The organism is uncultured Shewanella sp. (genome assembly GCF_947497935.1).
Lineage (GTDB): Bacteria > Pseudomonadota > Gammaproteobacteria > Enterobacterales > Shewanellaceae > Shewanella.
In genome coordinates this window covers 153,373-176,549 of record NZ_CANMIO010000009.1, presented here as the reverse complement: position 1 = coordinate 176,549, position 23,177 = coordinate 153,373, and the positions used below count along the sequence as shown (strand labels likewise).

General features: G+C 43.4%; 22 protein-coding genes. 9 read left to right on the top strand and 13 right to left on the bottom strand.

What is annotated here, in order from left to right:
* Window positions 1–86: 86 nt before the first annotated feature.
* Both Q1A86_RS12610 and Q1A86_RS12605 read right to left on the bottom strand, forming a co-directional pair.
* Window positions 87–746: a response regulator transcription factor gene (locus tag Q1A86_RS12610; protein ID WP_299807039.1), complete on the bottom strand. Its 660-nt coding sequence runs from the start codon at window positions 744–746 to the stop codon at window positions 87–89.
* A 273-nt stretch (window positions 747–1,019) separates the two neighbouring features.
* Window positions 1,020–1,448, bottom strand: a complete 429-nt coding sequence (locus tag Q1A86_RS12605) for an acyl-CoA thioesterase (RefSeq protein WP_299807037.1) — start codon at window positions 1,446–1,448, stop codon at window positions 1,020–1,022.
* A 255-nt stretch (window positions 1,449–1,703) separates the two neighbouring features.
* On the opposite strand from Q1A86_RS12605, the gene Q1A86_RS12600 reads away from it, so the two are divergent.
* Entirely contained in the window at window positions 1,704–1,967 is a 264-nt protein-coding gene (locus tag Q1A86_RS12600; RefSeq protein WP_299807073.1) for a GNAT family N-acetyltransferase, read from the top strand.
* Window positions 1,968–2,062: 95 nt separating this feature from the next.
* Here Q1A86_RS12600 and Q1A86_RS12595 read toward each other — a convergent pair whose 3' ends face one another.
* A complete protein-coding gene (locus Q1A86_RS12595; RefSeq protein ID WP_299807035.1) occupies window positions 2,063–3,130 on the bottom strand; it encodes a 3-deoxy-7-phosphoheptulonate synthase in 1,068 nt (355 codons plus the stop codon).
* A gap of 190 nt (window positions 3,131–3,320) precedes the next feature.
* Entirely contained in the window at window positions 3,321–4,133 is an 813-nt protein-coding gene (locus tag Q1A86_RS12590) for a pyruvate, water dikinase regulatory protein (protein WP_299807033.1), read from the bottom strand.
* A 126-nt stretch (window positions 4,134–4,259) separates the two neighbouring features.
* Between Q1A86_RS12590 and ppsA the strand changes: the two genes are divergently transcribed.
* From ppsA to Q1A86_RS12565, 5 genes are all read left to right on the top strand, one after another.
* The gene (ppsA, locus tag Q1A86_RS12585; RefSeq protein WP_299807031.1) at window positions 4,260–6,629 is read left to right on the top strand and encodes a phosphoenolpyruvate synthase; all 2,370 of its coding nucleotides are present in this window, start codon (window positions 4,260–4,262) and stop codon (window positions 6,627–6,629) included.
* A gap of 144 nt (window positions 6,630–6,773) precedes the next feature.
* On the top strand, window positions 6,774–9,809 hold the full coding sequence (locus Q1A86_RS12580) for an FAD-binding and (Fe-S)-binding domain-containing protein (RefSeq protein WP_299807071.1): 3,036 nt from the start codon (window positions 6,774–6,776) through the stop codon (window positions 9,807–9,809).
* Between the two features lie 89 nt (window positions 9,810–9,898).
* Window positions 9,899–10,342, top strand: coding sequence for a DUF1285 domain-containing protein (locus tag Q1A86_RS12575; protein ID WP_299807029.1), 444 nt, complete (start codon window positions 9,899–9,901; stop codon window positions 10,340–10,342).
* A 156-nt stretch (window positions 10,343–10,498) separates the two neighbouring features.
* A complete protein-coding gene (locus Q1A86_RS12570; RefSeq protein ID WP_299807027.1) occupies window positions 10,499–10,912 on the top strand; it encodes a MarR family transcriptional regulator in 414 nt (137 codons plus the stop codon).
* Window positions 10,913–11,008: 96 nt separating this feature from the next.
* Window positions 11,009–11,425: a PliI family lysozyme inhibitor of I-type lysozyme gene (locus Q1A86_RS12565; RefSeq protein WP_299807025.1), complete on the top strand. Its 417-nt coding sequence runs from the start codon at window positions 11,009–11,011 to the stop codon at window positions 11,423–11,425.
* A 51-nt stretch (window positions 11,426–11,476) separates the two neighbouring features.
* On the opposite strand, the gene Q1A86_RS12560 is transcribed toward Q1A86_RS12565, so the two are convergent.
* Entirely contained in the window at window positions 11,477–11,821 is a 345-nt protein-coding gene (locus Q1A86_RS12560) for a hypothetical protein (protein ID WP_299807023.1), read from the bottom strand.
* A gap of 172 nt (window positions 11,822–11,993) precedes the next feature.
* Complete coding sequence (locus Q1A86_RS12555; protein ID WP_299807020.1) at window positions 11,994–13,025, bottom strand: Glu/Leu/Phe/Val dehydrogenase dimerization domain-containing protein; 1,032 nt, start codon at window positions 13,023–13,025, stop codon at window positions 11,994–11,996.
* A 262-nt stretch (window positions 13,026–13,287) separates the two neighbouring features.
* On the opposite strand from Q1A86_RS12555, the gene Q1A86_RS12550 reads away from it, so the two are divergent.
* Complete coding sequence (locus Q1A86_RS12550; RefSeq protein WP_299807018.1) at window positions 13,288–13,713, top strand: DUF4826 family protein; 426 nt, start codon at window positions 13,288–13,290, stop codon at window positions 13,711–13,713.
* Between the two features lie 84 nt (window positions 13,714–13,797).
* On the opposite strand, the gene Q1A86_RS12545 is transcribed toward Q1A86_RS12550, so the two are convergent.
* From Q1A86_RS12545 to Q1A86_RS12520, 6 genes are all read right to left on the bottom strand, one after another.
* A complete protein-coding gene (locus Q1A86_RS12545; protein ID WP_299807016.1) occupies window positions 13,798–14,928 on the bottom strand; it encodes a cupin domain-containing protein in 1,131 nt (376 codons plus the stop codon).
* A gap of 146 nt (window positions 14,929–15,074) precedes the next feature.
* Complete coding sequence (gene purB, locus Q1A86_RS12540; RefSeq protein WP_299807014.1) at window positions 15,075–16,445, bottom strand: adenylosuccinate lyase; 1,371 nt, start codon at window positions 16,443–16,445, stop codon at window positions 15,075–15,077.
* Between the two features lie 31 nt (window positions 16,446–16,476).
* Entirely contained in the window at window positions 16,477–17,094 is a 618-nt protein-coding gene (gene hflD, locus Q1A86_RS12535; RefSeq protein ID WP_299807012.1) for a high frequency lysogenization protein HflD, read from the bottom strand.
* Window positions 17,095–17,097: 3 nt separating this feature from the next.
* The gene (gene mnmA, locus Q1A86_RS12530; RefSeq protein WP_299807010.1) at window positions 17,098–18,213 is read right to left on the bottom strand and encodes a tRNA 2-thiouridine(34) synthase MnmA; all 1,116 of its coding nucleotides are present in this window, start codon (window positions 18,211–18,213) and stop codon (window positions 17,098–17,100) included.
* Between the two features lie 267 nt (window positions 18,214–18,480).
* On the bottom strand, window positions 18,481–18,933 hold the full coding sequence (locus tag Q1A86_RS12525; protein WP_299807008.1) for an NUDIX hydrolase: 453 nt from the start codon (window positions 18,931–18,933) through the stop codon (window positions 18,481–18,483).
* 10 nt (window positions 18,934–18,943) lie between these two features.
* Window positions 18,944–19,681: an rRNA large subunit pseudouridine synthase E gene (locus Q1A86_RS12520; RefSeq protein WP_299807006.1), complete on the bottom strand. Its 738-nt coding sequence runs from the start codon at window positions 19,679–19,681 to the stop codon at window positions 18,944–18,946.
* Between the two features lie 303 nt (window positions 19,682–19,984).
* Here Q1A86_RS12520 and Q1A86_RS12515 point away from each other — a divergent pair, with 303 nt between their 5' ends.
* Entirely contained in the window at window positions 19,985–22,207 is a 2,223-nt protein-coding gene (locus tag Q1A86_RS12515) for an NADP-dependent isocitrate dehydrogenase (protein ID WP_299807004.1), read from the top strand.
* A 183-nt stretch (window positions 22,208–22,390) separates the two neighbouring features.
* Here the strand turns inward: Q1A86_RS12515 and cspD are convergent, their stop codons facing one another.
* Entirely contained in the window at window positions 22,391–22,597 is a 207-nt protein-coding gene (gene cspD / locus Q1A86_RS12510) for a cold shock domain-containing protein CspD (RefSeq protein WP_012155761.1), read from the bottom strand.
* Window positions 22,598–22,836: 239 nt separating this feature from the next.
* Between cspD and clpS the strand changes: the two genes are divergently transcribed.
* A complete protein-coding gene (gene clpS / locus Q1A86_RS12505) occupies window positions 22,837–23,145 on the top strand; it encodes an ATP-dependent Clp protease adapter ClpS (protein ID WP_012155760.1) in 309 nt (102 codons plus the stop codon).
* Window positions 23,146–23,177: the final 32 nt, after the last annotated feature.

The following is a 23,177-nucleotide window of genomic DNA, read 5'->3' as shown; positions in this document are numbered from 1 at the left end:
GAAAACAGCGTTTACAAAAAAATCCGCTTCGAAAACTCGTTAGCGGATTTTTTATGACTGGCGCTTTTATTAGGGAGGAGAGGGAGTTAGATATCGACCTTTTCCATCTCTAACTGTTGCAGGGCAATCACAGCTTGAGTACGGTTTCTTACTCCTAGCTTTCTAAATATAGCTGTCGCGTGAGCTTTAATGGTTGCTTCAGATACTTCAAGATCATAAGCGATCTGTTTATTGAGTAGGCCTTCGGCAAACATCTGCAAGACTTTATATTGCTGTGGGGTGAGATCGGCAAGTTTGCTGGCCATCTGGTTGGTATCATCTTCATTGATCTCTTGAAGTTCAACACCTTGGGGTAACCAAACGTCGCCAAATAACACAGCTTCCAGAGCTTCGGCCAAGGTCTCCATAGAAGAAGACTTTGGAATAAAGCCAGAGCTACCATAGTGGATGGCACGACTGATAGTGAGGCTATCTTCATGGGCTGAGATAACCACTACAGGTAAGTCTTGAAAATGCGTTCTTAGGTGGATCAGCGTCGAATAGCCATGGGAGCCTGGCATCTGCAGATCTAATAACACCACATCATATTCAATGTCGTTATTTTCGAGTAGGACTTGTAGCGCATCGGCGCTATCTGCTTCAAACCATTGTGTATTTATAAACTCAGACGATAAAGCTTGTCTAAGCGCATTTCTAAATAGCGGATGGTCGTCGGCGATAATAATATTTAAATTTTCAGGCTTCATGGCTTTATAAGGTTGTTTTGGTTGCGCGTGAAGATTATTCAATGTAACAGATAAATGACAAGGGATTCTATGGCTTTGGCTTGGAAAAGTGACTATTTGTTAAAATAATTAACGAACTTAGACTTTAGTCTAAAGCCTAGGAGGCAAAGCTTAGTTGCGATTATTACAGTGATTATTGAGGCGATGGTTAGAACAAAATGAATACGCTTGATCTAGCATAGGGCTAATAGAGAATAGCCCTATGCAGCTGTACTTAACGAGCTTTGAATAGGGTTAACTATGGGGCGGCCAAACTGCAGTGGGTTTTCTTTGTTCGTCTACCGCCACAAAGGTAAATACGCCACGAATAGCATGCTCCCTTAAGTCTTGATACATATCTTCTACGAATATATTCACTTCGACTTTAACTGATGTGTTCCCCACATGGATCACTCGGGCGATGATTTCGGCTAGGCTTCCTGCTGGAATAGGCTTATTAAAGTCGATTCTATCAGAGCTCACCGTGACTAAAGTCTTGCGGCAGAAGCGGGTTGCAGCGATAAAAGCTGTTTCATCCATCCAGGCTAATGCTTCACCGCCAAATAGGGTGTTGTGATGATTAGTAATAGAGGGGAACACGGCTTTAATGACTCGGGCTTCAGACTGATCGATTCGAAGCGCGACATCTTCGGGAAACTGCGCAGGAGTTTGAGTTAACGGCATACGGCAACCTATGGTTATGCGTTTTGAAAGGCGAGATTATAGCCGTTTTTGTAATTTTATAACAGTTTGTCGTTTCTCTGGAGGTGATTGAGTTGCTGTTTTAGCGAATGAATTAAGTTTCGCTTCCTAATCGATAGTGAATTCTTCTAATGTACATAAAAGCGCTAACAAGTCTAATGTATCTATTAAAGAGACCTTTCTAGGGGATTTCTTAAGTAAAAGCAACGATTTAGTTGATAAGGGTTTCTCCCCTAAATACCAAGCTTAAGAAGGGGGCATACAAAGAAGCATGAAGGCAAGGGATATATGTTGGAGTGTTTAGAAGCGGCAATCAGTTACATGTTCACTGTTGTTGGTCTTCATCGAATAATGGCAAATTATATTGTTGGCAATGAGCGCTGTAGCGCATTACTTAAACGGTTGGAGTTTGAGAAAGAGGGGCTGGCTAAGTCATATCTTAAAATAGATGGGCGCTGGCAAGATCATATTTTAAACTCAAAGATTAATCCGTGGCATTAAGCTATGCGGCAATCATTACACTAATAAAGCAAAACGCACCAACTCATCGAGAAAGGTGCGTTTTTAATTAGCTTTAGCTCACTCTAGAGTGCGATTTACTTCTGTTGAAGTAATTCCATTCGTGCGCGCGAAGCTTTAGCTAGATCGCTGAGTAAAGCGATTGAGTCTTGCCAATCGATACATGCGTCGGTGATGCTCTTACCGTAAGTGAGCTCTTCACCCGCAATGACTTTTTGATTGCCTTCTTCGATAAAACTCTCGGCCATAATACCAGCGATAGCCGTTTCGCCATTCGCCATTTGTTGCATGATTGAGTCGGCTACATTTAGTTGCTCTTTATGCATCTTACGGCTATTGCCATGGCTAAAATCGATAACCATACGCTGTGTCACACCTACGCTATCAAGTTGCGCTGCGGCTTTTTGAATATCGTCACTATGGTAGTTAGGCTGTTTACCACCACGTAAAATGATGTGGCCAAATGGGTTACCATGAGTGCGATAAACTGCCATAGCGCCATCTTTATCTGGAGAGTAGAAGATGTGCGGCGCTTGCGCGGCACGTACGGCATCGACTGCGATATCGATATTGCCGTCGGTACCATTTTTAAAACCAACTGGGCATGAAAGCGCTGATGCCATCTCACGGTGGATCTGACTTTCAGTGGTACGTGCGCCAATTGCGCCCCAGGTGATCAGGTCGGCGATATACTGACCGTTAACCATATCTAAAAACTCAGTCGCGATAGGTAACTTAAGTTCAGTGATCTGCTGTAGTAGGTGACGTGCTTTACGTAGACCTTTATTAGGACTAAAGCTACCGTCTAAGTCAGGATCGGAGATAAGTCCTTTCCATCCTACTGTTGTACGAGGCTTTTCAAAGTAGACACGCATAACGATGCATAGATCATCTTTATATTGCTGATGAAGTTTAGCTAAACGCTGTGCATAGTCTAAGGCAGCTTCTGTGTCGTGGATTGAGCAAGGACCGATAATCACAAGTAAGCGTTGATCTTCACCATTAATAATGGCTTCAACTTCATGACGTTGCTGAACTAGATAGTCAGCGGCATCTTGCGTTAAAGGATATTCAGAAGCGAGTTGTGCAGGTGAAATTACCTTACATAAAAGGGAAGTGCGGAGTTCGTCTGTTTTAATGGTCATTCAAAATACCGAGCGTTCGTATGGGCTATCGCCTGATTACCTCGGATTATAACTAATAGTTTGGCTGTGCACAGTGGCAATTGCCTTAAAATTGAGGCTAATTTTCATTATCTTGAAAATTACTCGATATGAATTAAAGGCTTTTTGATAAAAGCCTTTAATTCTGAATCGATCAAATGGGGATCGGGATTTAGAACATATGACGCTTTAATCCGGTTTCTTCTAGAATTTTCGTGGCGATCTCTTCTACCGAGTGATTGGTGGTGTTCACATACGGGATCCGCTCTTTCTTATACATCATTTCTACTTCTTTCACTTCCACGCGGCATTGACGAAGTGATGAATAACGACTGTTAGACATTCGACTGTGGCGAATTTCATGTAGTCTTTCAGGATCGATCGTTAAGCCAAACAGTTTATGCTTATTACGTTTAAGTGCTTCAGGCAACTTAAGGTTATCCATATCATCTTCGGTAAAAGGATAGTTGGCTGCCTTTATACCAAACTGCATAGAAAGGTAGAGACTCGACGGGGTCTTACCGCAACGAGATACACCCAATAAAATAAGGTCAGCTTTATCCATATGCTTCATGGTTTGACCGTCATCATTTTCCATCGCGTAGTTAATGGCATCGATACGCGCTTCATAACTTTCGTTGGTTTTTCCGTGAGTACGATGTAGTGCTGGTGCAGCAGCAACGCCTAGTTGTTTCTCTAATGGCGCGACAAAAGTGTTCAAAAAGTCATAATCTAAGCCTTCACTGCTATAGATGATGTCTCTGATCTCAGGTTTTACGATGGAGTGGAAAACCAGAGGTCTTTCACCTGTTGTAATAAAACAATCATTTATTTGAGCCTTAACGGCTTCTGCTTTTGTTTGTGTTTCGACAAATGGAATTGTAAGTGCATCAAATTCAAGTGGAAACTGGGAAAGCACTGCATGGCCGAATACCTCTGCTGTGATCGCTGTCCCATCTGAGATATAAAAAACTTTACGTAACATTTTGACCTCTTGTAGTAATAAAATTACAAATAAAATTATACATTTACGCTTGTTGCCATGGAGTGTAAGATGCCTCTGCTCTCGTGTGAAGAGCCACACTAAAATATACTTGCGGAGATAAAAACTGTGCAGCAATACGTACTCTGGTATCAAGAATTAGGCATGGGCGATGTTAACAAGGTAGGCGGCAAAAACGCTTCTCTTGGTGAGATGATTAGCAACCTATCAAACGCAGGCGTTCAAGTGCCTGGTGGATTTGCGACAACATCTTTTGCGTTCAATGAATTTCTTGAACAAAGTGGACTTAACCAGAAGATATACGAAATTCTAGAAACCCTAGATGTAGATGACGTGAACGCACTCGCTACAGCCGGTGCACAGATTAGACAGTGGGTTATCGATACCCCATTCCACCCAGAATTTGAGCAAGCGGTTCGTGAAGCCTACGACAAGCTGAGCTCTGAAACAACTGATGCATCTTTCGCAGTTCGCTCTTCAGCAACAGCAGAAGATATGCCTGACGCATCATTTGCTGGCCAACAAGAAACTTTCCTTAACGTTAAGGGTTATGCTGCCGTTTTAGAAGCAACTAAGCATGTATTTGCTTCTTTGTTTAATGACCGCGCAATCTCATACCGTGTTCACCAAGGTTATGACCATAAAGGCGTTGCACTGTCTGCTGGTATTCAGCGCATGGTGCGTTCAGACAAAGCCGCTTCTGGTGTTATGTTCACCATGGACACTGAGTCTGGCAACAATGACGTAGTATTTATTACTTCTTCATTCGGTCTAGGTGAAATGGTTGTTCAAGGCGCGGTTAACCCTGACGAGTTTTATGTACATAAGCCAAGTCTAGTGGCTGGCCATAAAGCGGTTGTTCGCCGTAACATCGGTAGCAAGCTTATCCAAATGGTGTATTCAGATGATGAATCACACGGTAAGCAAGTTAAGATTGAAGATATCGCAGCAGATAAGCGCCGCGAGTTCTCAATCAACGATGCTGAAGTACAAGAACTTGCTAAGCAAGCCATGACAATTGAGAAGCATTACGGTCGTCCAATGGACATCGAATGGGCTAAAGACGGTAACGACGGTAAGTTGTATATCGTACAGGCTCGTCCTGAAACTGTTCGTTCTCGTGAAGATGTGCAGCTTATTGAGCGTTACCACCTTAAGACTCAAGGTGATGTTGTTTGTGAAGGTCGCGCAATTGGTCACAAGATTGGTAAAGGTGTCGCTAAGGTACTTAAGTCAATCGAAGACATGGATCAAATCCAACCAGGTGACGTATTAGTTACAGACATGACTGACCCAGATTGGGAACCAATCATGAAGCGTGCAAGCGCGATTGTAACTAACCGTGGTGGCCGTACTTGTCACGCTGCGATTATCGCACGTGAGCTTGGCGTACCAGCGGTTGTTGGTTGCGGTGACGTAACTGAGCGTATCCAAAGTGGTCAAGAAATTACCGTTTCTTGTGCTGAAGGTGACACAGGCTTTATCTACAATGGTCTACAAGACTTTGAAGTAGTTTCATCACGTGTTGATGCAATGCCAGAACTGCCAATGAAGATCACGATGAACGTGGGTAACCCTGACCGTGCATTTGACTTCGCCCGTCTTCCTAACGAAGGTGTGGGTCTTGCGCGTCTTGAGTTCATCATTAACCGTATGATTGGCATTCACCCGAAAGCATTGCTTGAGTTCAACGACCAAACTGCTGAACTACAACAAGAGATCCACGAGATGATCGCGGGTTACGAGTCACCAGTAGAATACTACGTGGCACGTCTTGTTGAAGGTATCGCGACTATTGGTTCAGCTTTCCACCCGAAGAAAGTGATTGTTCGTATGTCTGACTTTAAGTCAAACGAATACGCTAACTTGGTTGGTGGTGAGCGTTACGAGCCAGAAGAAGAAAACCCAATGCTTGGCTTCCGTGGTGCAAGCCGTTACATCTCTGAATCGTTCCGTGATTGTTTTGCGCTAGAGTGTGAAGCAATTAAGCGTGTGCGTAACGACATGGGTCTGAAGAACGTAGAAATCATGATCCCATTCGTACGTACCCTTGACGAAGCGGCGCAAGTGATTCAATTGCTTAAAGAGCAAGGTCTAGAACGCGGTAAAGACGGCCTACGCGTCATTATGATGTGTGAGCTGCCTTCAAACGCATTGCTAGCTGAGCAGTTCCTAGAGTATTTCGATGGTTTCTCTATCGGTTCAAACGACTTAACTCAGCTGACTCTTGGTCTTGACCGAGATTCAGGCATCATTAGCCATCTATTCGATGAGCGCAATGAGGCGGTTAAAGCACTATTGTCTCTTGCAATTAAAGCGGCTAAAGCGAAAGGTGCTTACGTGGGTATTTGTGGCCAAGGCCCATCAGATCACCCAGACTTTGCTGCATGGTTGGTTGAGCAAGGTATCGATACCGTATCACTAAACCCTGATACTGTTATTGATACTTGGTTGTACCTAGCAGAAGCTCACGGATAACAGTCATTGTTAACCGTTAAAATGAAGTGTTAATTCTGCTTGATTTAACATTTTGTTAAAAACATGAAAAAAGCCGCTATTTAGCGGCTTTTTTTTGTTTATAATGCTGGGATAAACCTAATAATTATAATGACAGAAGCAATCATGTTACCCAAGTTATCGCATCAGCAGACCCTTGAACCAAGTTACCTTTCTTTTTTAGCTTCTCTTGAAGACGGTACCTTCTCTGGAGATATCGATACTCGCTATAGCGCGCGTTTAGCTCAAGCGACCGATAACTCTGTTTACCAGTTTTTACCTCAAGCCGTTATCTATCCTAAATCAACCCAAGATGTGCAGATAGCACTACAGCTAGCCAGCCAAGATGAGTTTGCACAAGTGGTCTTTAGTGCAAGGGGCGGTGGTACGGGCACCAATGGTCAATCATTAACCCATGGCATCATTGTTGATATGTCGCGTTATATGAACCAAGTGCTAGAAGTCAATGCTGAAGAGGGCTGGGTAAGGGTTCAAGCTGGTTTGGTAAAAGATGCTCTCAATGATGCGCTGCGGCCTCATGGTTTTTTCTTTAGCCCAGATTTATCGACCTCAAATCGCGCCACATTAGGTGGCATGATCAATACCGATGCTTCTGGAGCGGGCTCGCTGGTTTACGGTAAAACCTCTGATCATGTACTGGGGCTTAGCAGTATTTTATATGATGGTAGTGAGCTTGAGACTCAGCCGTTAAACAGCGAACAGTTAGGTAATCTTGCTTCTGTTACGACAAACTCTTTAGGCCAGCAATTAATCTCAAATATTGCTGAAATGTGTAAAGCAAATCGCGAGCAAATTGAACAGCGTTTTCCTAAACTGAATCGCTTTTTGACGGGCTACGATCTTAAAAATGTCTGGGATGACAAATTAGCGCATTTTGACCTGTCGCGAATTTTAACTGGATCTGAAGGCACGCTAGCGGTCATTACCGAGGCAAAACTTAATATCACGCCGCTACCGACGTGCCGCATGATGGTCAACATCAAGTATGAGTCATTTGAGTCAGCATTGCGCCACGCGCCAGATCTAGTTAACGCCAACGCGACTGTGGTTGAAACCATCGACTCTAAAGTGCTTAACCTTGCTAAAGAAGACATTATCTGGCACTCGGTGTCATCGCTCATCCAAGATATACCTGGCAAAGAGATCGATGGGCTGAATATGGTGGAGTTTGCGGGCTCGCAAGCAGATGTTGAAGCAAGAGTGGCGAGTCTTGAAGCCATGCTTACAGCTCAAATAGCACAAAGCGAGGCAGGGCTGCTGGGTTATCAAGTCACCTCAGATAAAGCCAGCATCAATACCATTTATGCCATGCGTAAAAAGGCGGTTGGGCTTTTAGGTGCGGCCAAGGGCACTCGTAAGCCCATCGCGTTTGCCGAAGATACTGCTGTGCCACCTGAAAAACTGGCAGATTTTATTCTAGAGTTTAGAGCACTACTCGATAGCCATGAGCTGCAGTACGGAATGTTTGGTCATGTGGATGCAGGCGTGCTACATGTTCGCCCTGCACTTGATATGTGTGATATAGCAGATGAGAAATTGCTGAAAACACTTTCAGATCAAGTTGCCGAGTTAACCCTTAAATATGGCGGCTTAATGTGGGGCGAGCACGGTAAAGGTGTGCGCGGTGAATACGGTCCTGCGGTATTTGGTGAGCATCTTTACAGTTTGTTAGAAGAGGTTAAGGGATTATTTGACCCTAAGAATAAGCTTAACCCTGGCAAGTTGGTGGCGCCTAAAAACAGTGGCCCAATGCTATATAACGTAGACAGTGTTAAGCGCGGTGCCTTCGATAGACAAATCCCGATTAAAACTCGAGAAGCCTTTCCCGATGTGATGAACTGTAATGGCAATGGTTTGTGCTTTAATTACAGCGTCTATTCACCTATGTGCCCGTCGTTTAAGGTGACAGGCGATAGAGTACAATCGCCTAAGGGGCGTGCGGGCTTGATGCGTGAATGGCTGAGACTGTTAGAGGCAGAAGGAGTTGATGTCAATGAACTCAGTCGTAGTAAGCCACTCGGTTGGCTGCAAAGAGCGCAGAATTCATTAAAAATTGACAAAGAATACGACTATTCACATGAGGTGATGGAGTCCTTAAAAGGTTGCTTGGCCTGTAAGGCATGTTCGAGTCAGTGCCCTGTAAAAGTCGATGTACCAAAGTTTAGAGCGCAGTTCTTCGATCTTTATTATCGCCGTTATCTGCGTCCTGCAAAAGACTACTTAGTCGCGGGTATCGAGGACTCACTGCCGTTAATGGCTGCAGCACCAAGACTGGTGAACGCGGTCTCACAAAACAGCTTGAGTAAGTGGGTCATTAAAAAGTCTCTGGGCTATGTCGATTCACCAGCGTTATCTGTACCCACCTTAAAACAGCGTTTAGAAGGTCATTCTAGTCGGGGCTACGATTTAGCTGCACTACAGCAAATTCCTGAAAACGATCGCAGTGATTATGTGCTGGTAGTACAAGATCCTTTTAACAGCTTCTATGAGGCTGGAACAGTTTTTCACTTCGTACAGCTTATTGAAAAACTAGGGCTAAAACCCATTTTATTACCCTTTAAACCCAATGGTAAGCCAATTCATATCAAGGGATTCCTTGATAAGTTTGCTCGTACGGCTAAATCAACGGCAGATTTTCTTAATGACGTCGCCAAACTGAATATGCCTATGGTCGGTATCGATCCAGCATTAGTGCTTTGTTATCGCGATGAGTATGCAGAGGTGCTCGGTGGTGCTCGCGGCAACTTCCACGTGCAGTTGGCAAATGAGTGGTTGTTAGAGGTAGTCGACAGTCGACCTAAGCGTGAGTCTGGTGAGTCTGAATTTACCTGGTTTAGCCATTGTACCGAGTCAACGGCCAAGCCAAACACGGCGAATGAGTGGCAAGCTATTTTCGAGCACTTCGGTGCCAAGCTAAACACAGTGAATCTTGGCTGTTGTGGTATGGCCGGCACCTATGGTCATGAGGCTGAAAACCTTGAGCGTTCTAAGGCGCTTTATACAATGTCCTGGGAGCAAGCGCTTTCGAAGTTGCCCAAGACGCAAGTATTGATCTCAGGCTATTCATGTCGCAGTCAGGTTAAACGATTTAGTGGATTTAAGCCCAAACATCCATTAGAGGCTTTACTGAACTTGCTTTAACCTTAATGTGTAAAAACTAGCCTCTGGCTAGTTTTTATTATTTAACGCCTCAACATTATGATTTAAATTCTGAAGTAGAAGAGGTGTTGATGACATCAAAAAAAGAGCTGTTAACACAAGTGACGGATGCAATATCTTCGTTAACCCAGAACACGCCTTTATGTACCGAGGAGGCGATATTTGAAATTAATGCTAATGGTGATTGGTTTTATCGAGGTGGCAAACTTCCACTCAAATTCAGTAAGCTTTTTGCCAGTATTTTAAATCGAATTGGTGAAGAGTATTTCCTTATCACACCGGTTGAAAAACTGCGGGTTGCCGTCCTGCAGCAAGCCTTAATGATTGTTGATTATCAATGTGAAACGGATGCTAGCTTCACTCTCAAATCGAGTATTGATACTGAGCATACAATTTCATCGTTTGAGCAGTTTGTTATCGGTGAGGATAGCGTCACCTTGCCCCTTGAAAGAGGTGTGGAGGCGAGATTAAACCGTGCCTGTTTTTATCGTTTTATCGATGAGTTTATTGCCTAAAACTGGTTAAGTGAAACTAGCCAAATAGTTTAGTTTCAACGCTATGATTTATAACCTGTTTGATTGAATCTGAGCAATAAACACCCTCAAAAGCTAGTTTCTTTCGGTGTAAGTGATAAGATTAACTCAAGCCTTAAAGAGCCTTGGAGGTGTTGATTGAACCGATTTGAGAGTCTTGGCTACTTGGTGTCTCATTTAAATGTCGATCTACAAAATGCGCTAGATCAACGTCTTAAACGATACCAATTAGATATTAAACTATGGCCAGTGTTGTTTTCACTCTGGCAAGAGGAGGGCGTAACCCAAACCACGCTCTCTAAGCGTTGTGATGTCGCAAATTACACTATGACTCGCTTGCTCGATCAACTGCAGCAGCAGGGTTTGATTGCTCGCCATCAGGATGCGGAGAACCGCCGCGCATTTCAAATATACCTTACCGATAATGGTAAGGCGCTAGAGCAAGATCTCGTTCGTGAAGCCGAACGGGTAAACGAAGCTTTTTTAGATAACTTAGCGATGGAAGAGCGCAAAACCTTCTTAAGCTTGCTGAATAAAATTAATCGTTATTAACTCCCCCCTCGTTGTCATGGTCACTCATATATCCTCTTGGCATAGATAGCTCAATCCGTTACGCTCTTGTTATCTCAAAAATTTAATGGAGCCGCTATGAAAAGGCTATTGGTTGCTTTATGTATTGCTTCTACACTCTCTGCTTGTTCAGTCAATATTAATAAGTCTAAACCTAAACCTCAGCAATCAGTAACTTCTGCGCAGCAAGAGACAAATGGCAGTTTCATACAGTCAATAAATCTTGCAAGTGGTGCGACACTGGTTGTCGAAGAAGGGCGGTTAGAACCGCGTTCTATTGGAAGTGTAACGGTGAAGCTATATCGTGATTTAAACGTTGGTGATTTTGCCGGAGCGGTGAGCTTTGCTCGTGATGGCACAATCTTGAAAGCAGTTTTAATTGAAAATGGTAGTGATAAACAAAAACTGTCGATAACTACGGTGACGGCGGGAAGCGGCAATTATCAGGCGAGTCAGTTGGTTTGCATCCAAGGTGACAGTATTACGCTATGTTAGTTATCACTTCCAGTTAGAAGGTTAAAAAGAACTTTAGGTTAGCGTTAAGCGCTAACTTAAAGTGAGTAGAAACACGATAATTATCCCCAGTGCTAATATACCCTGTTGAGTAAGTTGACGGCTGCGATACAACTCCTTTTTACCCTGCTTTAGGCTGGCGACTAAGTTGTTTTGTTTATAAATGCGACAGATTAGCTGCTCTGTCATCGGGTCTAGAACCAAATGCAATTGTGCTTGCTTGCCATCATTAAGTACTAGGCTGTGCTCACTGTGTTGACCGAAATTAAGCTTGCTAGAGACACGTTTACCATTGATGTACATCTGCTCTAAACCAGACCAGTTACTGGCCTGTAACTCGATGTTATCTTGGTTGAGAGCGTACTTAAATGTCACCATCGTTTGGCCTATTTATGATAATTGAGCCCTTAATTCAAGCAGAGGAAAGGGATCTTCGCCAGTGTGGTTTGTAACGCTAGATCGAATAATCGCTTATCTATTTATTTAGTTTACGAATTGTAGTCAAAAAAATGCCCAGCTAAAAAGCTGGGCATTGTTAATGTATTGCCTGTTATTTTACGGCGTTGATAATCGCGCGCGCCATTTCGTCGGCGACATCACCCGTAGTACGGTTTTGCTCGTCTGACTGGGCAAAGATCGTTAGTAGAGTGTTGTAGATCTCTTCCACTTTTGCAGTGGCTGCGGCTGCGTCGTAATCTTTCTCGAAAGATACGTTGATAATGCCGCCTGCATTAATAACATAATCGGGTGCGTACAAAATACCTAAGTCTTTTAGCATCTCCCCGTGACGTACTTCGCCAAGTTGATTGTTCGCACACCCAGCCACAATTGTCGCTTTTAGTAACGGGATGGTGATGTCATTAATGGTTGCGCCTAACGCACAAGGGGCATAAACATCCACATCTTGATGATAGATATCCTGTGGGGCAACAACAGTTGCGCCAAATTCAGTGGCGACTCTGTCTAGCGATGATTGATGAATGTCAGTCACAATTAGCTCTGCACCTTCAGCATGAAGGTGACGGCATAGGTAATAACCGACATGGCCAACACCTTGGACAGAGATCTTTAGTCCCTTGAGGCTATCAAGCCCACGCTGATGCTTCACTGCGGCTTTAATGCCTAGATAGGTACCTAAGGCCGTAAACGGTGAGGGATCGCCGCTCTTACCTTCTAAACCAGCCATATAAGGTGTTTCTTGATGAGCTATCATGATGTCGGAAGTCGAGACACCAACATCTTCGGCTGAGTAATACTTGCCGCCTAAGGTATGGATGCAACGGCCGAAGGCTCTAAAGAGTGCTTCTCTATCCTGTACTTTTGGGTCGGCGATAATCACTGACTTACCACCACCCATAGCTAAACCCGCTAGCGCGTTTTTATAGGTCATGCCACGAGATAAACGTAATACATCGGTAATGGCCTCATCGTCAGATTCATAGTTCCACATTCTACAACCGCCGACGGCAGGGCCTAAATTAGTGTTGTGGATCGCGATAATGGCCTTTAAGCCACTTTCTTTATCATGACAAAATACGACCTGTTCATGGTCGTCGAAAGAGATGTGATTAAAAACTGCCACTTGTTGATCTCCGCTGTGAGCATCTAAATACCACTACCATATGAATACGGTGTGGCATGCTTGTTATATTTATTGCAGAACGATAGCATTTAGAGATACTCTCAACAAAATAAAGATTCGGATTATTTGTGATCTGTCTGGCAATTTTGCTTTCCACTTTACGTTAACGTAAAGTATTGGTTCGATTTAAGCTAATTGGCTGTGAATGATTTTGTTTGATCGTGAGACAGAAGCAAAGATAACAATAAGAAAGGAAGTTTAAATGGCTGAACAAGTAGTAGACCAAGAAGAACTAAGACAAGAATGGATTAGAACTCAGTTCCAAAAGGCAAATAAGTTTTTGGCTGAAAAGGGGGTTATGCCCGACAAAGTTCATCCTGAGGAAAGTCGTTATTTAGCGCCTTTTGTTGCAATCTGGAAAATCGATTCTAAAAAACCAAATAAGAAAACATTTTGGGTTATGTCCGGTGATTTGCCATCAGATTATGTCGATATTAGTGTAGCCGCTACTGCTCGTGATGCAGTGCGCCACTTCTCAATGATGTGGCAGATGAAGGCTGAAAACATTCAGCGCTCAGGGTTAACCAAAGATCCTGCTCAAGCAAAATTTGCTCAGCTTCTCGTATCACGTGCCGAAAGCCTTTATAAGATGCAAGCCGATGATTCTATCTGGGGCCCGAGCGCTTAAGAATCACTGTCTGCGCAAACTTTTGCAGTACTAAAAAGGCATCATAAGGATGCCTTTTTTGATCGCGGTTATTTGTAAGTGATATTACTCACCGAAATAGAAATAGCCGCGGTTTAGTAAGTCTAATATTAAAGCCTGAGTTGCTGGTGTTTGGATTAGCATGGCAGTTTGCTGATTATCAAACGTGAAGCGCTCACATAATTGCTGCACCTCAGTTTCAATCGCTGCTGAATATTCGATGGCTTCACCATTAACAAAGATGCGCGAGATGCTATCGTCTTCAAGCTTAAGTAATTTTAAACCTCCGATACGATATAACTGCGCTCCCTGTGCAACATAATCACTCATGTCTTCAGCTGTATAAGCTTCTTCAGGTTCACAAATATCCAGCTCAAAACGGTTTTGACTTAGCATTTTACCTAGCATGGCTTGGTAATATTCAGGATTTGCGGCGAGCTCAGTAATCAATGCCATCAAATCTTGTTGGTGTGAGCTACTTATTTGGCTAGCAATTTTGGGCTCATCACTTGAAGTGAAACGTTTTAATCCAGTATTGGTATCGATTAAGGCATCGGCCATTTCACTAAATAGCTCTTGCTGGCTTGGCGCGCGAAAGCCAATGGAGTAGCTCATTGCTAATGTTAAGGTTTGGCCTTGATGCGGGAAGCCTGGAGGAATATAGAGTAAGTCGCCTTTTTCAAGCACCACATCGATGATTGGCTCAAAACCTTCAATTAACGGTGTGGTTGGGTCATTATTTTTCGGCGCATATTGGCCTTTATCACCCACCGTCCAGTGACGTTGACCTTCACCTTGAATGATGAACACATCGTAATTATCGATATGTGCACCAACGCCACCGCCGGGAGTGGCAAAAGAGACCATTAAGTCATCGAAGCGCCAGTCGGGAATAAAGCGAAAAGCGTTAATAAACTCGGCAGAGTCTGGATGCCAATGGTTCAGGGCTTGTACTAGTAATTGCCAGTTTTTCTCGCCAAACTGCTCATAATCTTCAAAGGGGCCTTCGATAATTTGCCAATCATCAGGCTTAGTCACAACCACTCTTGATGCGACAGCCTCTTCGCAGGCAAGGCCTGCTAGTTCATCTGCGCTAATGAGATCTTCAAAATTTGGGAAAGCATTCTTAATTAAAATGGGCTTTTTTTGCCAGTATTGAGTTAAAAACTCGCTGATATCAAAGTTGAGGCTAAACATAATGAGGAGGCTACTCTTGTCTATAGGCTAAGGGGAAATGGAAAAGCTGTGCTGCAAACGGTTCTAAATATGAAATAAAATAAAGGCGCTAAGCCTAAGCTTAACGCCTTTATCAACCCTTTAATAGCAAGTTGCTAAGAAGGTAATTAGTTTAACTCATCAACAAATGCTTCTGCGCGGCCGATGTAGTTGGCTGGTGTCATCTTCTTAAGTTCAACCTTTACATCTTCTGGTAGTTCTAAACCATCGATGAATACTGCAAGTTGAGCACCGTCAATGCGCTTACCACGAGTTAGCTCTTTAAGCTTCTCGTATGGCTTTTCAATGCCATAACGACGCATAACAGTTTGTACTGGCTCTGCAAGTACTTCCCAGTTGCCATCGAGTTCTTTACGAAGTTGCTCTTCGTTAACTTCTAGCTTGCTGATCCCTTTCAATGTTGCTTGGTAAGCGATTAGAGAGTGAGCCATGCCCACACCTAAGTTACGTAGCACTGTTGAGTCAGTAAGGTCACGCTGCCAGCGAGAAACAGGAAGCTTAGCAGCAAGGTGCTGCATTAACGCGTTAGCAATACCTAAGTTACCTTCCGAGTTTTCGAAATCGATTGGGTTGACTTTATGTGGCATGGTTGAAGAACCAATTTCACCTGCAATGGTCTTTTGCTTAAAGTGACCCAGTGCGATGTAACCCCAAATATCACGGTCGAAATCGATCAAGATTGTGTTGAAGCGCGCTAGGGCATCAAACAATTCTGCGATGTAATCGTGCGGCTCAATTTGAGTCGTGTATGGGTTCCAGTTAATGCCAAGGCTTGTCACGAAACGCTGTGACAGTGCATGCCAGTCAACTTCTGGATAAGCAGAGATGTGAGCGTTGTAGTTACCAACTGCGCCATTGATCTTACCCATGATTTCAACTTTAGAGACTTGAGATAGCTGACGTTCTAGACGCACAGCCACGTTTGCCATCTCTTTACCTAATGTAGAAGGTGAAGCAGGTTGACCATGTGTACGAGACATCAAGGGTACTGACTTATGCTCGTGTGCTAATTCTTTAATCGCATCAACGACTTTTTGGCAATATGGCAAAACCACTTGGTCACGCGCTTCAGTTAGCATCAGTGCGTGAGACAGGTTGTTGATGTCTTCAGAAGTACATGCAAAGTGCACGAATTCGTCAATAGCCACTAGCTCAGCGTTATCGGCGATACGTTCTTTAATGAAGTATTCAACCGCTTTAACGTCATGGTTAGTTGTTGCCTCAATTTCTTTAACGCGTAGCGCGTCTGCTTCGCTAAAGTTATCTTTAATTTGGTCAAGCAAAGCCAATGCAGCTTCGCTAAAAGGTGGAACTTCTTCAATTTCTGGGCAGCTAGAAAGTAGCTTTAGCCAGTTAATTTCGACTTGAACACGGTATTTGGTCAGGCCGTACTCGCTGAAAATCCCTCTTAATGAGGCGGTTTTACTACCATAACGACCGTCTACCGGAGAGATAGCAGTTAGTGCGGAAAGTTCCATTTGAAGCTCCTTGATGAACTTGACTTAAATATTATAGGGTGAGGCTTTTCATAGCTGTATCTACTATTGTTTTTCTTGCGAAGACAAGGTGCCTACGCTTGCCTCCTAATTGACGCCATAGCACTGCGCTGCGCATGGCAGACAGCAACAATGCGCGAATTTTTTGTTGTGTTTGGGTACGCTTAAGAAACTCTGGATTACCGGAGATCTGTAGTTTAGGGCCGAGTTCACTGATAATGTCGCTATAAATACCGGCAAAATTGGCAATCACTTGTTCATCAGTAATCTCAAAATGGCTGAGTTGTCGATGAATTTGGTTGATACGTTCAGCTAGCATGCCCATGGCATTGGATGAGCGAGTTAATTTTCGCTCTAGCGCCAAGATCCCCACTAAATAGCGAGTCACCTCAACATCTTTTTGTTTAGCATCGCCAAGCTGACTAACAATCAGCTCATAACCTTTTCTTAGCGCGAACTTATCAGCATAGACATCACTGGTCGATTGCGGGTTCGTCACTAAGACAGACTGTAAACTTGCTGCTAGGGCTTCTTTATCTGAGTCACCGTGCCTTGCAATATACTGAACTTGTGCCACTGCTTGTAAAATACCAGCAAAGGCCATAGTGCGTTCAAACAGCTGATCACTCATTAATTAATCTCTTATTAGTGCGTCAATAATGCCGCCACCTAGGCAGATTTCACCGTCATAAAAAACAGCCGATTGACCAGGGGTTACAGCAGCTACTGGCTCGTCGAAAATCACGCGCAGTACATCATCGCTATCGTAAGTTACACGACATGGTACATCTTGTTGGCGGTAACGAGTCTTAACTGTGATGTTTGAACCATCAGCAGGCCCTTTTCTGTCTACCCAATGTAACTGGTTGGCGATTAAGCCATTTGACATTAGGCGAGGGTGGTTGCCACCTTGACCCACAATCAAAACGTTACGGACTAAATCTTTTTCAACTACGTACCATGGGTCTTCGTTGCTGTTCTTTAAGCCGCCAATGCCTAAACCTTTACGTTGTCCAAGAGTGTGATACATCAAGCCTTGGTGCGTGCCGATCACTTCGCCTTCACTGGTTTCTATATTACCAGGTTGAGCGGGTAAGAAAGTTTGTAGAAAATCGGTAAATTTACGTTCACCGATAAAACAAATACCAGTGCTATCTTTCTTGTCGTGGGTGATTAGGCCCATTTCTTTTGCGATTTCACGCACTTCGCTCTTCTCTAATTCACCGACAGGGAATAGCGAGCGAGCAACTTGTTCGTGGCCTAGCGTGTATAGGAAGTAGCTTTGGTCTTTATTGTTATCAACGCCACGCAGCATTTGGCTGGTGCCATCGATATCGCGGCGGCGAACATAATGTCCCATGGCGATGTAATCAGCATCTAAGATTTCATCTGCAAACTCGAGGAAAGCTTTAAACTTAATCTCTTTGTTACACATGATATCTGGGTTCGGAGTACGGCCTGCTTTGTATTCAGCTAGAAAATACTCAAACACGTTGTCCCAGTATTCAGAAGCGAAGTTAACCGTGTGCAGCTTAATGCCTAGCTTGTCACAAACAGCTTGCGCATCTTTAAGATCGTCTGCTGCCGCGCAATATTCATCCGTGTCATCTTCTTCCCAGTTCTTCATGAACAGGCCTTCAACCTGATAACCCTGTTTCATTAACAGGTAGGCTGAAACTGATGAATCAACACCACCGGACATGCCGACGATGACTTTTTTACCAAGATGAGTGGGTTCGATTGACGTCATAAATCCTAAAAAAACCTTGTGTTTACTGAATATTGCTGCGAATCGGTATCTCGACGAATGGGATTTACAATCGAGATACATAGTTCAAGCCGCGGCTTTCTGCGGGTGCATATTCTATCATGCATTATGGGGCTGGGCTATCTAGCGAGTATTTATCTTTTGGCTTTATTCGCATCAGAATTAGCCTCTAAGTTGAATATTCACGCATGACGCAGGAATAGAGTGGCTAATTTATATTGAAAATTAATATGTTAACTCAGCTTTCGTTTACAAATACTCATCATTGAGAATACCTAATGGATAACGATTTCCTGCTAAGTAATCAGCTATTGATTTAAGCACTAAAGGACTTCTAAGCTGACAAGATAAGGCGTCAATTTCATCTAATGAAAGCCATTTTAGAGACTGTATCACCGGGTCCTCAGGTTGAGACGCTAACGGCTTGTCTAGCTTGAGATAAAAAGTGTAACGAATAAAAGCGAGAGCTTCACTGGCACTAAACTGATAGATCCCTACGAGTCCTTGTGGTTCGATTATCAGGCCGGTTTCCTCTTTTACTTCACGAATACAGGCATTGATAATCGATTCATTAGTTTCAATATGGCCAGCTGGCTGATTGTATTGAGTTTCACCTTCAATGAGCTCCTCGACTAAAAGGTACTTTCCCTGAGCTTCAATTACACAGGCGACAGTGGTATTAGGTTTATAGCGCTCAGTCATTGCTTGTTACTCACACTGGTTTGTTTTTCATATCAAGTTGACGATATTCACCATTTTTAAGATCATCTAGACTCCATTGACCTATTTTATAGCGGATCAATCTTAACGTCGGGAAGCCGATATGCGCCGTCATACGTCTTACTTGACGGTTTCGGCCTTCACAGATCTGAATTTCTAACCAGGTAGTTGGGATATTGGCGCGTTCACGAATGGGCGGCGTTCTTGGCCAGATTTCAGGCTTATCCATGATTTTGATTTTGGCGGGTAAGGTCATGCCATCTTTTAGAACGACGCCTTGACGCAGTTTTTCAAGATCATCTTCACTCGGCGTGCCTTCAACTTGCGCCCAATAGGTTTTATAGGTTTTTTTCTTAGGCTCAGTAATTTTGGATTGTAACTTTCCATCGTTGGTTAGCAGCAATAACCCCTCGCTGTCTCTATCTAGTCGGCCTGCCGCATAAACGCCGGGTATAGGGATAAAGTCTTTGAGGGTATTTCTACCTTGTTCATCGGTGAACTGACAAAGTACATCAAAAGGCTTGTTAAATAGCACGATTACCGGGTTGGTAACCGTTTTCAGTTTTGTCCTAGTCTGATTATCGACTCTATTGTGAGGCTTGCCGTTTCTTGCCTTTGCTTTAGCGTTTCCAGTCAGCCTGTTGCTGGCAGAGTTGCTAAAGCCACCCGCCTTATTGCTTTTACTGTTTGATTTATTGGTCGTTCTTTTCTTTGAAATTGGCTGTGTCACGCTGAAATACTTTTAATCTTTAAGTGATTTCTGTCTATTGTACTGCGCATTGGCTATTAGTGGAATTTGAATCTTGCGTGGAATGTTTTATGATGTCGGCAAATTAAAAAGTGTGATCCGCAACTAATTATTCCCATTTGTGAGAGGTGGCTGAATAATGCCGCTAGCTTATTGCATACAAGATCGCATAAATTATTACTAGCAATTCAAAGTGATAACTTAAGACCGTGACAGTTTTTTAATCGTAAAAATAGAAAATAATTATTATAAAAATCTTAAATTTAAATCAATGTAGGACACAAAATGAACGATAAAACATCAACGATCATCTATACCGAAACGGATGAAGCACCAGCATTAGCGACACTTTCTTTGTTACCTATTATTCAAAAATTCACTCAAACCGCAGGCGTCGATGTTGAAACCCGCGATATCTCCCTTTCTGGTCGTGTGATTGCCAATTTCCCTGAAAACCTAACAGACAAACAACGTATCGGTGATGCGCTTGCAGAATTAGGCGAGCTTGCTAAGAAGCCTGAAGCTAACATTATCAAGCTGCCTAACATCAGCGCCTCAATCCCACAGCTTAAGGCCTGTATTTTAGAGCTGCAAAACAAAGGCTACGACATTCCTAACTATCCAGATGAGCCGAAAAGCGAAGCTGAAACTGAGATCCAAGCCCGTTACGATAAAATTAAAGGTAGTGCGGTTAACCCTGTGCTACGTGAAGGAAACTCTGATCGCCGTGCGCCAGGCTCAGTAAAGAAGTTTGCACAAAAGAACCCACATTCAATGGGCAAGTGGTTGTCTGACTCTAAGTCACATGTTGCACATATGAGCGACGGTGATTTTTATGGCAGCGAAAAGTCAGTCACTGTGGCTGATGCAGGCAGCGTTTCAATTGTACTGAATAAAGCCGATGGCTCTGAGCAAGTATTACGCAGCGCAATTGCATTGCAAGCCGGTGAGGTGATTGACTCTGCCGTGATGAGCAAGAAGGCGTTGATTGAGTTTTACGAGCGTGAAACTAATCTGGCGAAAGAGCAAGATGTATTATTGTCATTGCACTTGAAAGCGACCATGATGAAAGTGTCTGACCCAATTCTTTTTGGTCACGCAGTTAAAGTTTATTACAAAGATGTCTTCGCTAAACATGGCCAGCTATTTGAAGAGTTAGGTGTCGATGTTAATAACGGTTTAGGCGATGTCTACGCTAAAATCGCGACATTACCTGCGGAGCAAAAAGCGGCTATTGAAGCCGATTTAGCGGCGGTTTATAGCGAGCGCGCAGAGCTTGCTATGGTTGACTCTGATCGCGGCATTACCAACTTACACGTACCAAGTGATGTGATCATTGATGCTTCAATGCCTGCGGCTATTCGTACTTCAGGTCAGATGTGGGGGCCTGATGGCCAGCTAAAAGACATGAAAGCGATGATCCCAGATCGTTGTTATGCAGGTGTTTATCAGGAAACTATCGATTTTTGTATCAGCAATGGTGCATTTGATCCAAGCACCATGGGTAGCGTGCCAAACGTTGGCTTAATGGCACAAAAAGCGGAAGAATACGGTAGCCACGATAAGACATTTGAAATTGCTGCAGCTGGTACCGTTAACGTTGTTGACCAGAATGGCAAGGTTCTTATGTCACACAATGTTGAAGCTGGCGATATCTTCAGAATGTGCCAGGTAAAAGATGCGCCAATTCGTGATTGGGTTAAGCTTGCGGTTAACCGTTCACGTTTATCAAACACACCAGCGGTGTTCTGGTTAGATGCTACTCGTGCACATGACGCTGAAATCATTAATAAGGTAGAGCTTTATCTTAAAGACCACGATACAAGCGGTCTCGAACTTCACATTATGTCACCAGTTGATGCAACACGTTTCACACTGGAACGGGTGAAAGCGGGTAAAGATACTATCTCGGTAACGGGTAACGTTTTACGTGACTACTTAACGGATCTTTTCCCAATTCTTGAACTTGGCACCAGTGCAAAAATGCTTTCAATCGTGCCCTTGATGAATGGTGGTGGTTTGTTTGAGACCGGTGCGGGTGGTAGTGCACCAAAGCATGTTCAGCAAGTTGAGAAAGAAGGCCACCTACGTTGGGATTCTCTAGGTGAATTCCTTGCACTCGCTGCATCGTTAGAGCATTTAAGTCAAACTACAGGTAACGTCAAGGCGCAGGTTCTTGCTGATACGCTCGATATTGCTATCGGCCAGTTCCTCGATAGCAACAAGTCACCATCGCGTCGTGTGGGTGAGCTTGATAACCGTGGCAGTCATTTCTATCTTGCGATGTACTGGGCACAAGCACTTGTTGCACAAGTTACAGATCCACAGCTTCAAGCTGAGTTCACTGCGCTTGCTGAGTCACTAACGAGCAATGAAGACAAGATTGTTAGCGAATTAAATGATATTCAGGGACCAGCTGTTGATTTGGGCGGTTATTACCGCTTAGATGCGGCTAAAGCTTCATCGGCAATGCGCCCAAGCACAACATTAAATAGCATTGTTGGCTAGTTCAGCTAGTCTGTTTGCTTAAAAATTAAGACCAGCAAGATTGCTGGTCTTTTCTTAGGAGTTGAGCAATAAAAAAGCAGAGTAGGCTTGCTACTCTGCTTTTTTTATTTTTTATCGCAACCTATACCAAGCTAAACAAGTATTGTTTAATTATATCTAGACACTTACTTAGCTAGATTGGTATTAGTTCGTTGGCGATATTGCTGACGCGTGCATCCCTTTTGGACCTGCTTCTACTTCAAAACTGACTGGTTGGCCTGCTTTTAGAGTTCGATAGCCTTCCATTTCAATGGTAGAATAGTGTGCAAAAACGTCTTCACCGCCAGCATCAGGGCATATAAACCCGAATCCTTTGGCGTTGTTGAACCATTTAACAGTTCCGCTTGCCATACTTCCACTTCCTTCTGTTGTCTACTTCCCAGTAAGATAGTAAAACTTATCGGCGAGGAAACTCCCCGCTTAATGAACAGAATGAAAGCTGAATAAGTGGTTGTCAAGCTAAAATTAACAAAAAAGCAACAAATGGTAACAAGTCGTACCTGAATGTAATTCGTTATGATTTATTGAATAAACAGACTGAGTTACATAATCAATTGGTACAAGCCAAAACTAGAGGCTAATATTGGAATATGAGCAGAACAGAAAATATTGAACACGTAGAAGAAAGCGTTGAATCAGAGCTTAAACAGCCTTCTATGTATAAAGTTATCTTAAACAATGATGATTACACACCGATGGATTTCGTCATTGAGATTTTACAACTGTTTTTTAAGAAAGATGAGCAGCAAGCGACGGAAATCATGCTGGCAATCCATCATAAGGGGAAAGGGATCTGCGGAATTTATCCGTTTGGGATCGCTGAAACTAAGGTTGCTCAGGTAAATCAATTTGCAAGACAAAACCAACATCCGTTACTGTGTTCATTAGAGGAAGCCTAAATTTGGCTGAATCTGTAGTATTTTTTAGGGGG

Excerpts from the sequence above, each read along its gene's own strand:
- Q1A86_RS12560 (WP_299807023.1), bottom strand. The coding sequence starts at position 11,821 with ATGGTGACATTTAAGTACGCTCTCAACCAAGATAACATCGAGTTACAG.
- Q1A86_RS12550 (WP_299807018.1), top strand. The coding sequence starts at position 13,288 with ATGGCTGAACAAGTAGTAGACCAAGAAGAACTAAGACAAGAATGGATT.
- clpS (WP_012155760.1), top strand. The coding sequence starts at position 22,837 with ATGAGCAGAACAGAAAATATTGAACACGTAGAAGAAAGCGTTGAATCA.
- Q1A86_RS12590 (WP_299807033.1), bottom strand. The coding sequence starts at position 4,133 with ATGTTACGTAAAGTTTTTTATATCTCAGATGGGACAGCGATCACAGCA.
- Q1A86_RS12515 (WP_299807004.1), top strand. The coding sequence starts at position 19,985 with ATGAACGATAAAACATCAACGATCATCTATACCGAAACGGATGAAGCA.
- Q1A86_RS12605 (WP_299807037.1), bottom strand. The coding sequence starts at position 1,448 with ATGCCGTTAACTCAAACTCCTGCGCAGTTTCCCGAAGATGTCGCGCTT.
- Q1A86_RS12610 (WP_299807039.1), bottom strand. The coding sequence starts at position 746 with ATGAAGCCTGAAAATTTAAATATTATTATCGCCGACGACCATCCGCTA.
- hflD (WP_299807012.1), bottom strand. The coding sequence starts at position 17,094 with ATGAGTGATCAGCTGTTTGAACGCACTATGGCCTTTGCTGGTATTTTA.
- Q1A86_RS12525 (WP_299807008.1), bottom strand. The coding sequence starts at position 18,933 with ATGACTGAGCGCTATAAACCTAATACCACTGTCGCCTGTGTAATTGAA.
- Q1A86_RS12580 (WP_299807071.1), top strand. The coding sequence starts at position 6,774 with ATGTTACCCAAGTTATCGCATCAGCAGACCCTTGAACCAAGTTACCTT.
- Q1A86_RS12545 (WP_299807016.1), bottom strand. The coding sequence starts at position 14,928 with ATGTTTAGCCTCAACTTTGATATCAGCGAGTTTTTAACTCAATACTGG.
- mnmA (WP_299807010.1), bottom strand. The coding sequence starts at position 18,213 with ATGACGTCAATCGAACCCACTCATCTTGGTAAAAAAGTCATCGTCGGC.
- purB (WP_299807014.1), bottom strand. The coding sequence starts at position 16,445 with ATGGAACTTTCCGCACTAACTGCTATCTCTCCGGTAGACGGTCGTTAT.
- Q1A86_RS12595 (WP_299807035.1), bottom strand. The coding sequence starts at position 3,130 with ATGACCATTAAAACAGACGAACTCCGCACTTCCCTTTTATGTAAGGTA.
- cspD (WP_012155761.1), bottom strand. The coding sequence starts at position 22,597 with ATGGCAAGCGGAACTGTTAAATGGTTCAACAACGCCAAAGGATTCGGG.
- Q1A86_RS12565 (WP_299807025.1), top strand. The coding sequence starts at position 11,009 with ATGAAAAGGCTATTGGTTGCTTTATGTATTGCTTCTACACTCTCTGCT.
- Q1A86_RS12575 (WP_299807029.1), top strand. The coding sequence starts at position 9,899 with ATGACATCAAAAAAAGAGCTGTTAACACAAGTGACGGATGCAATATCT.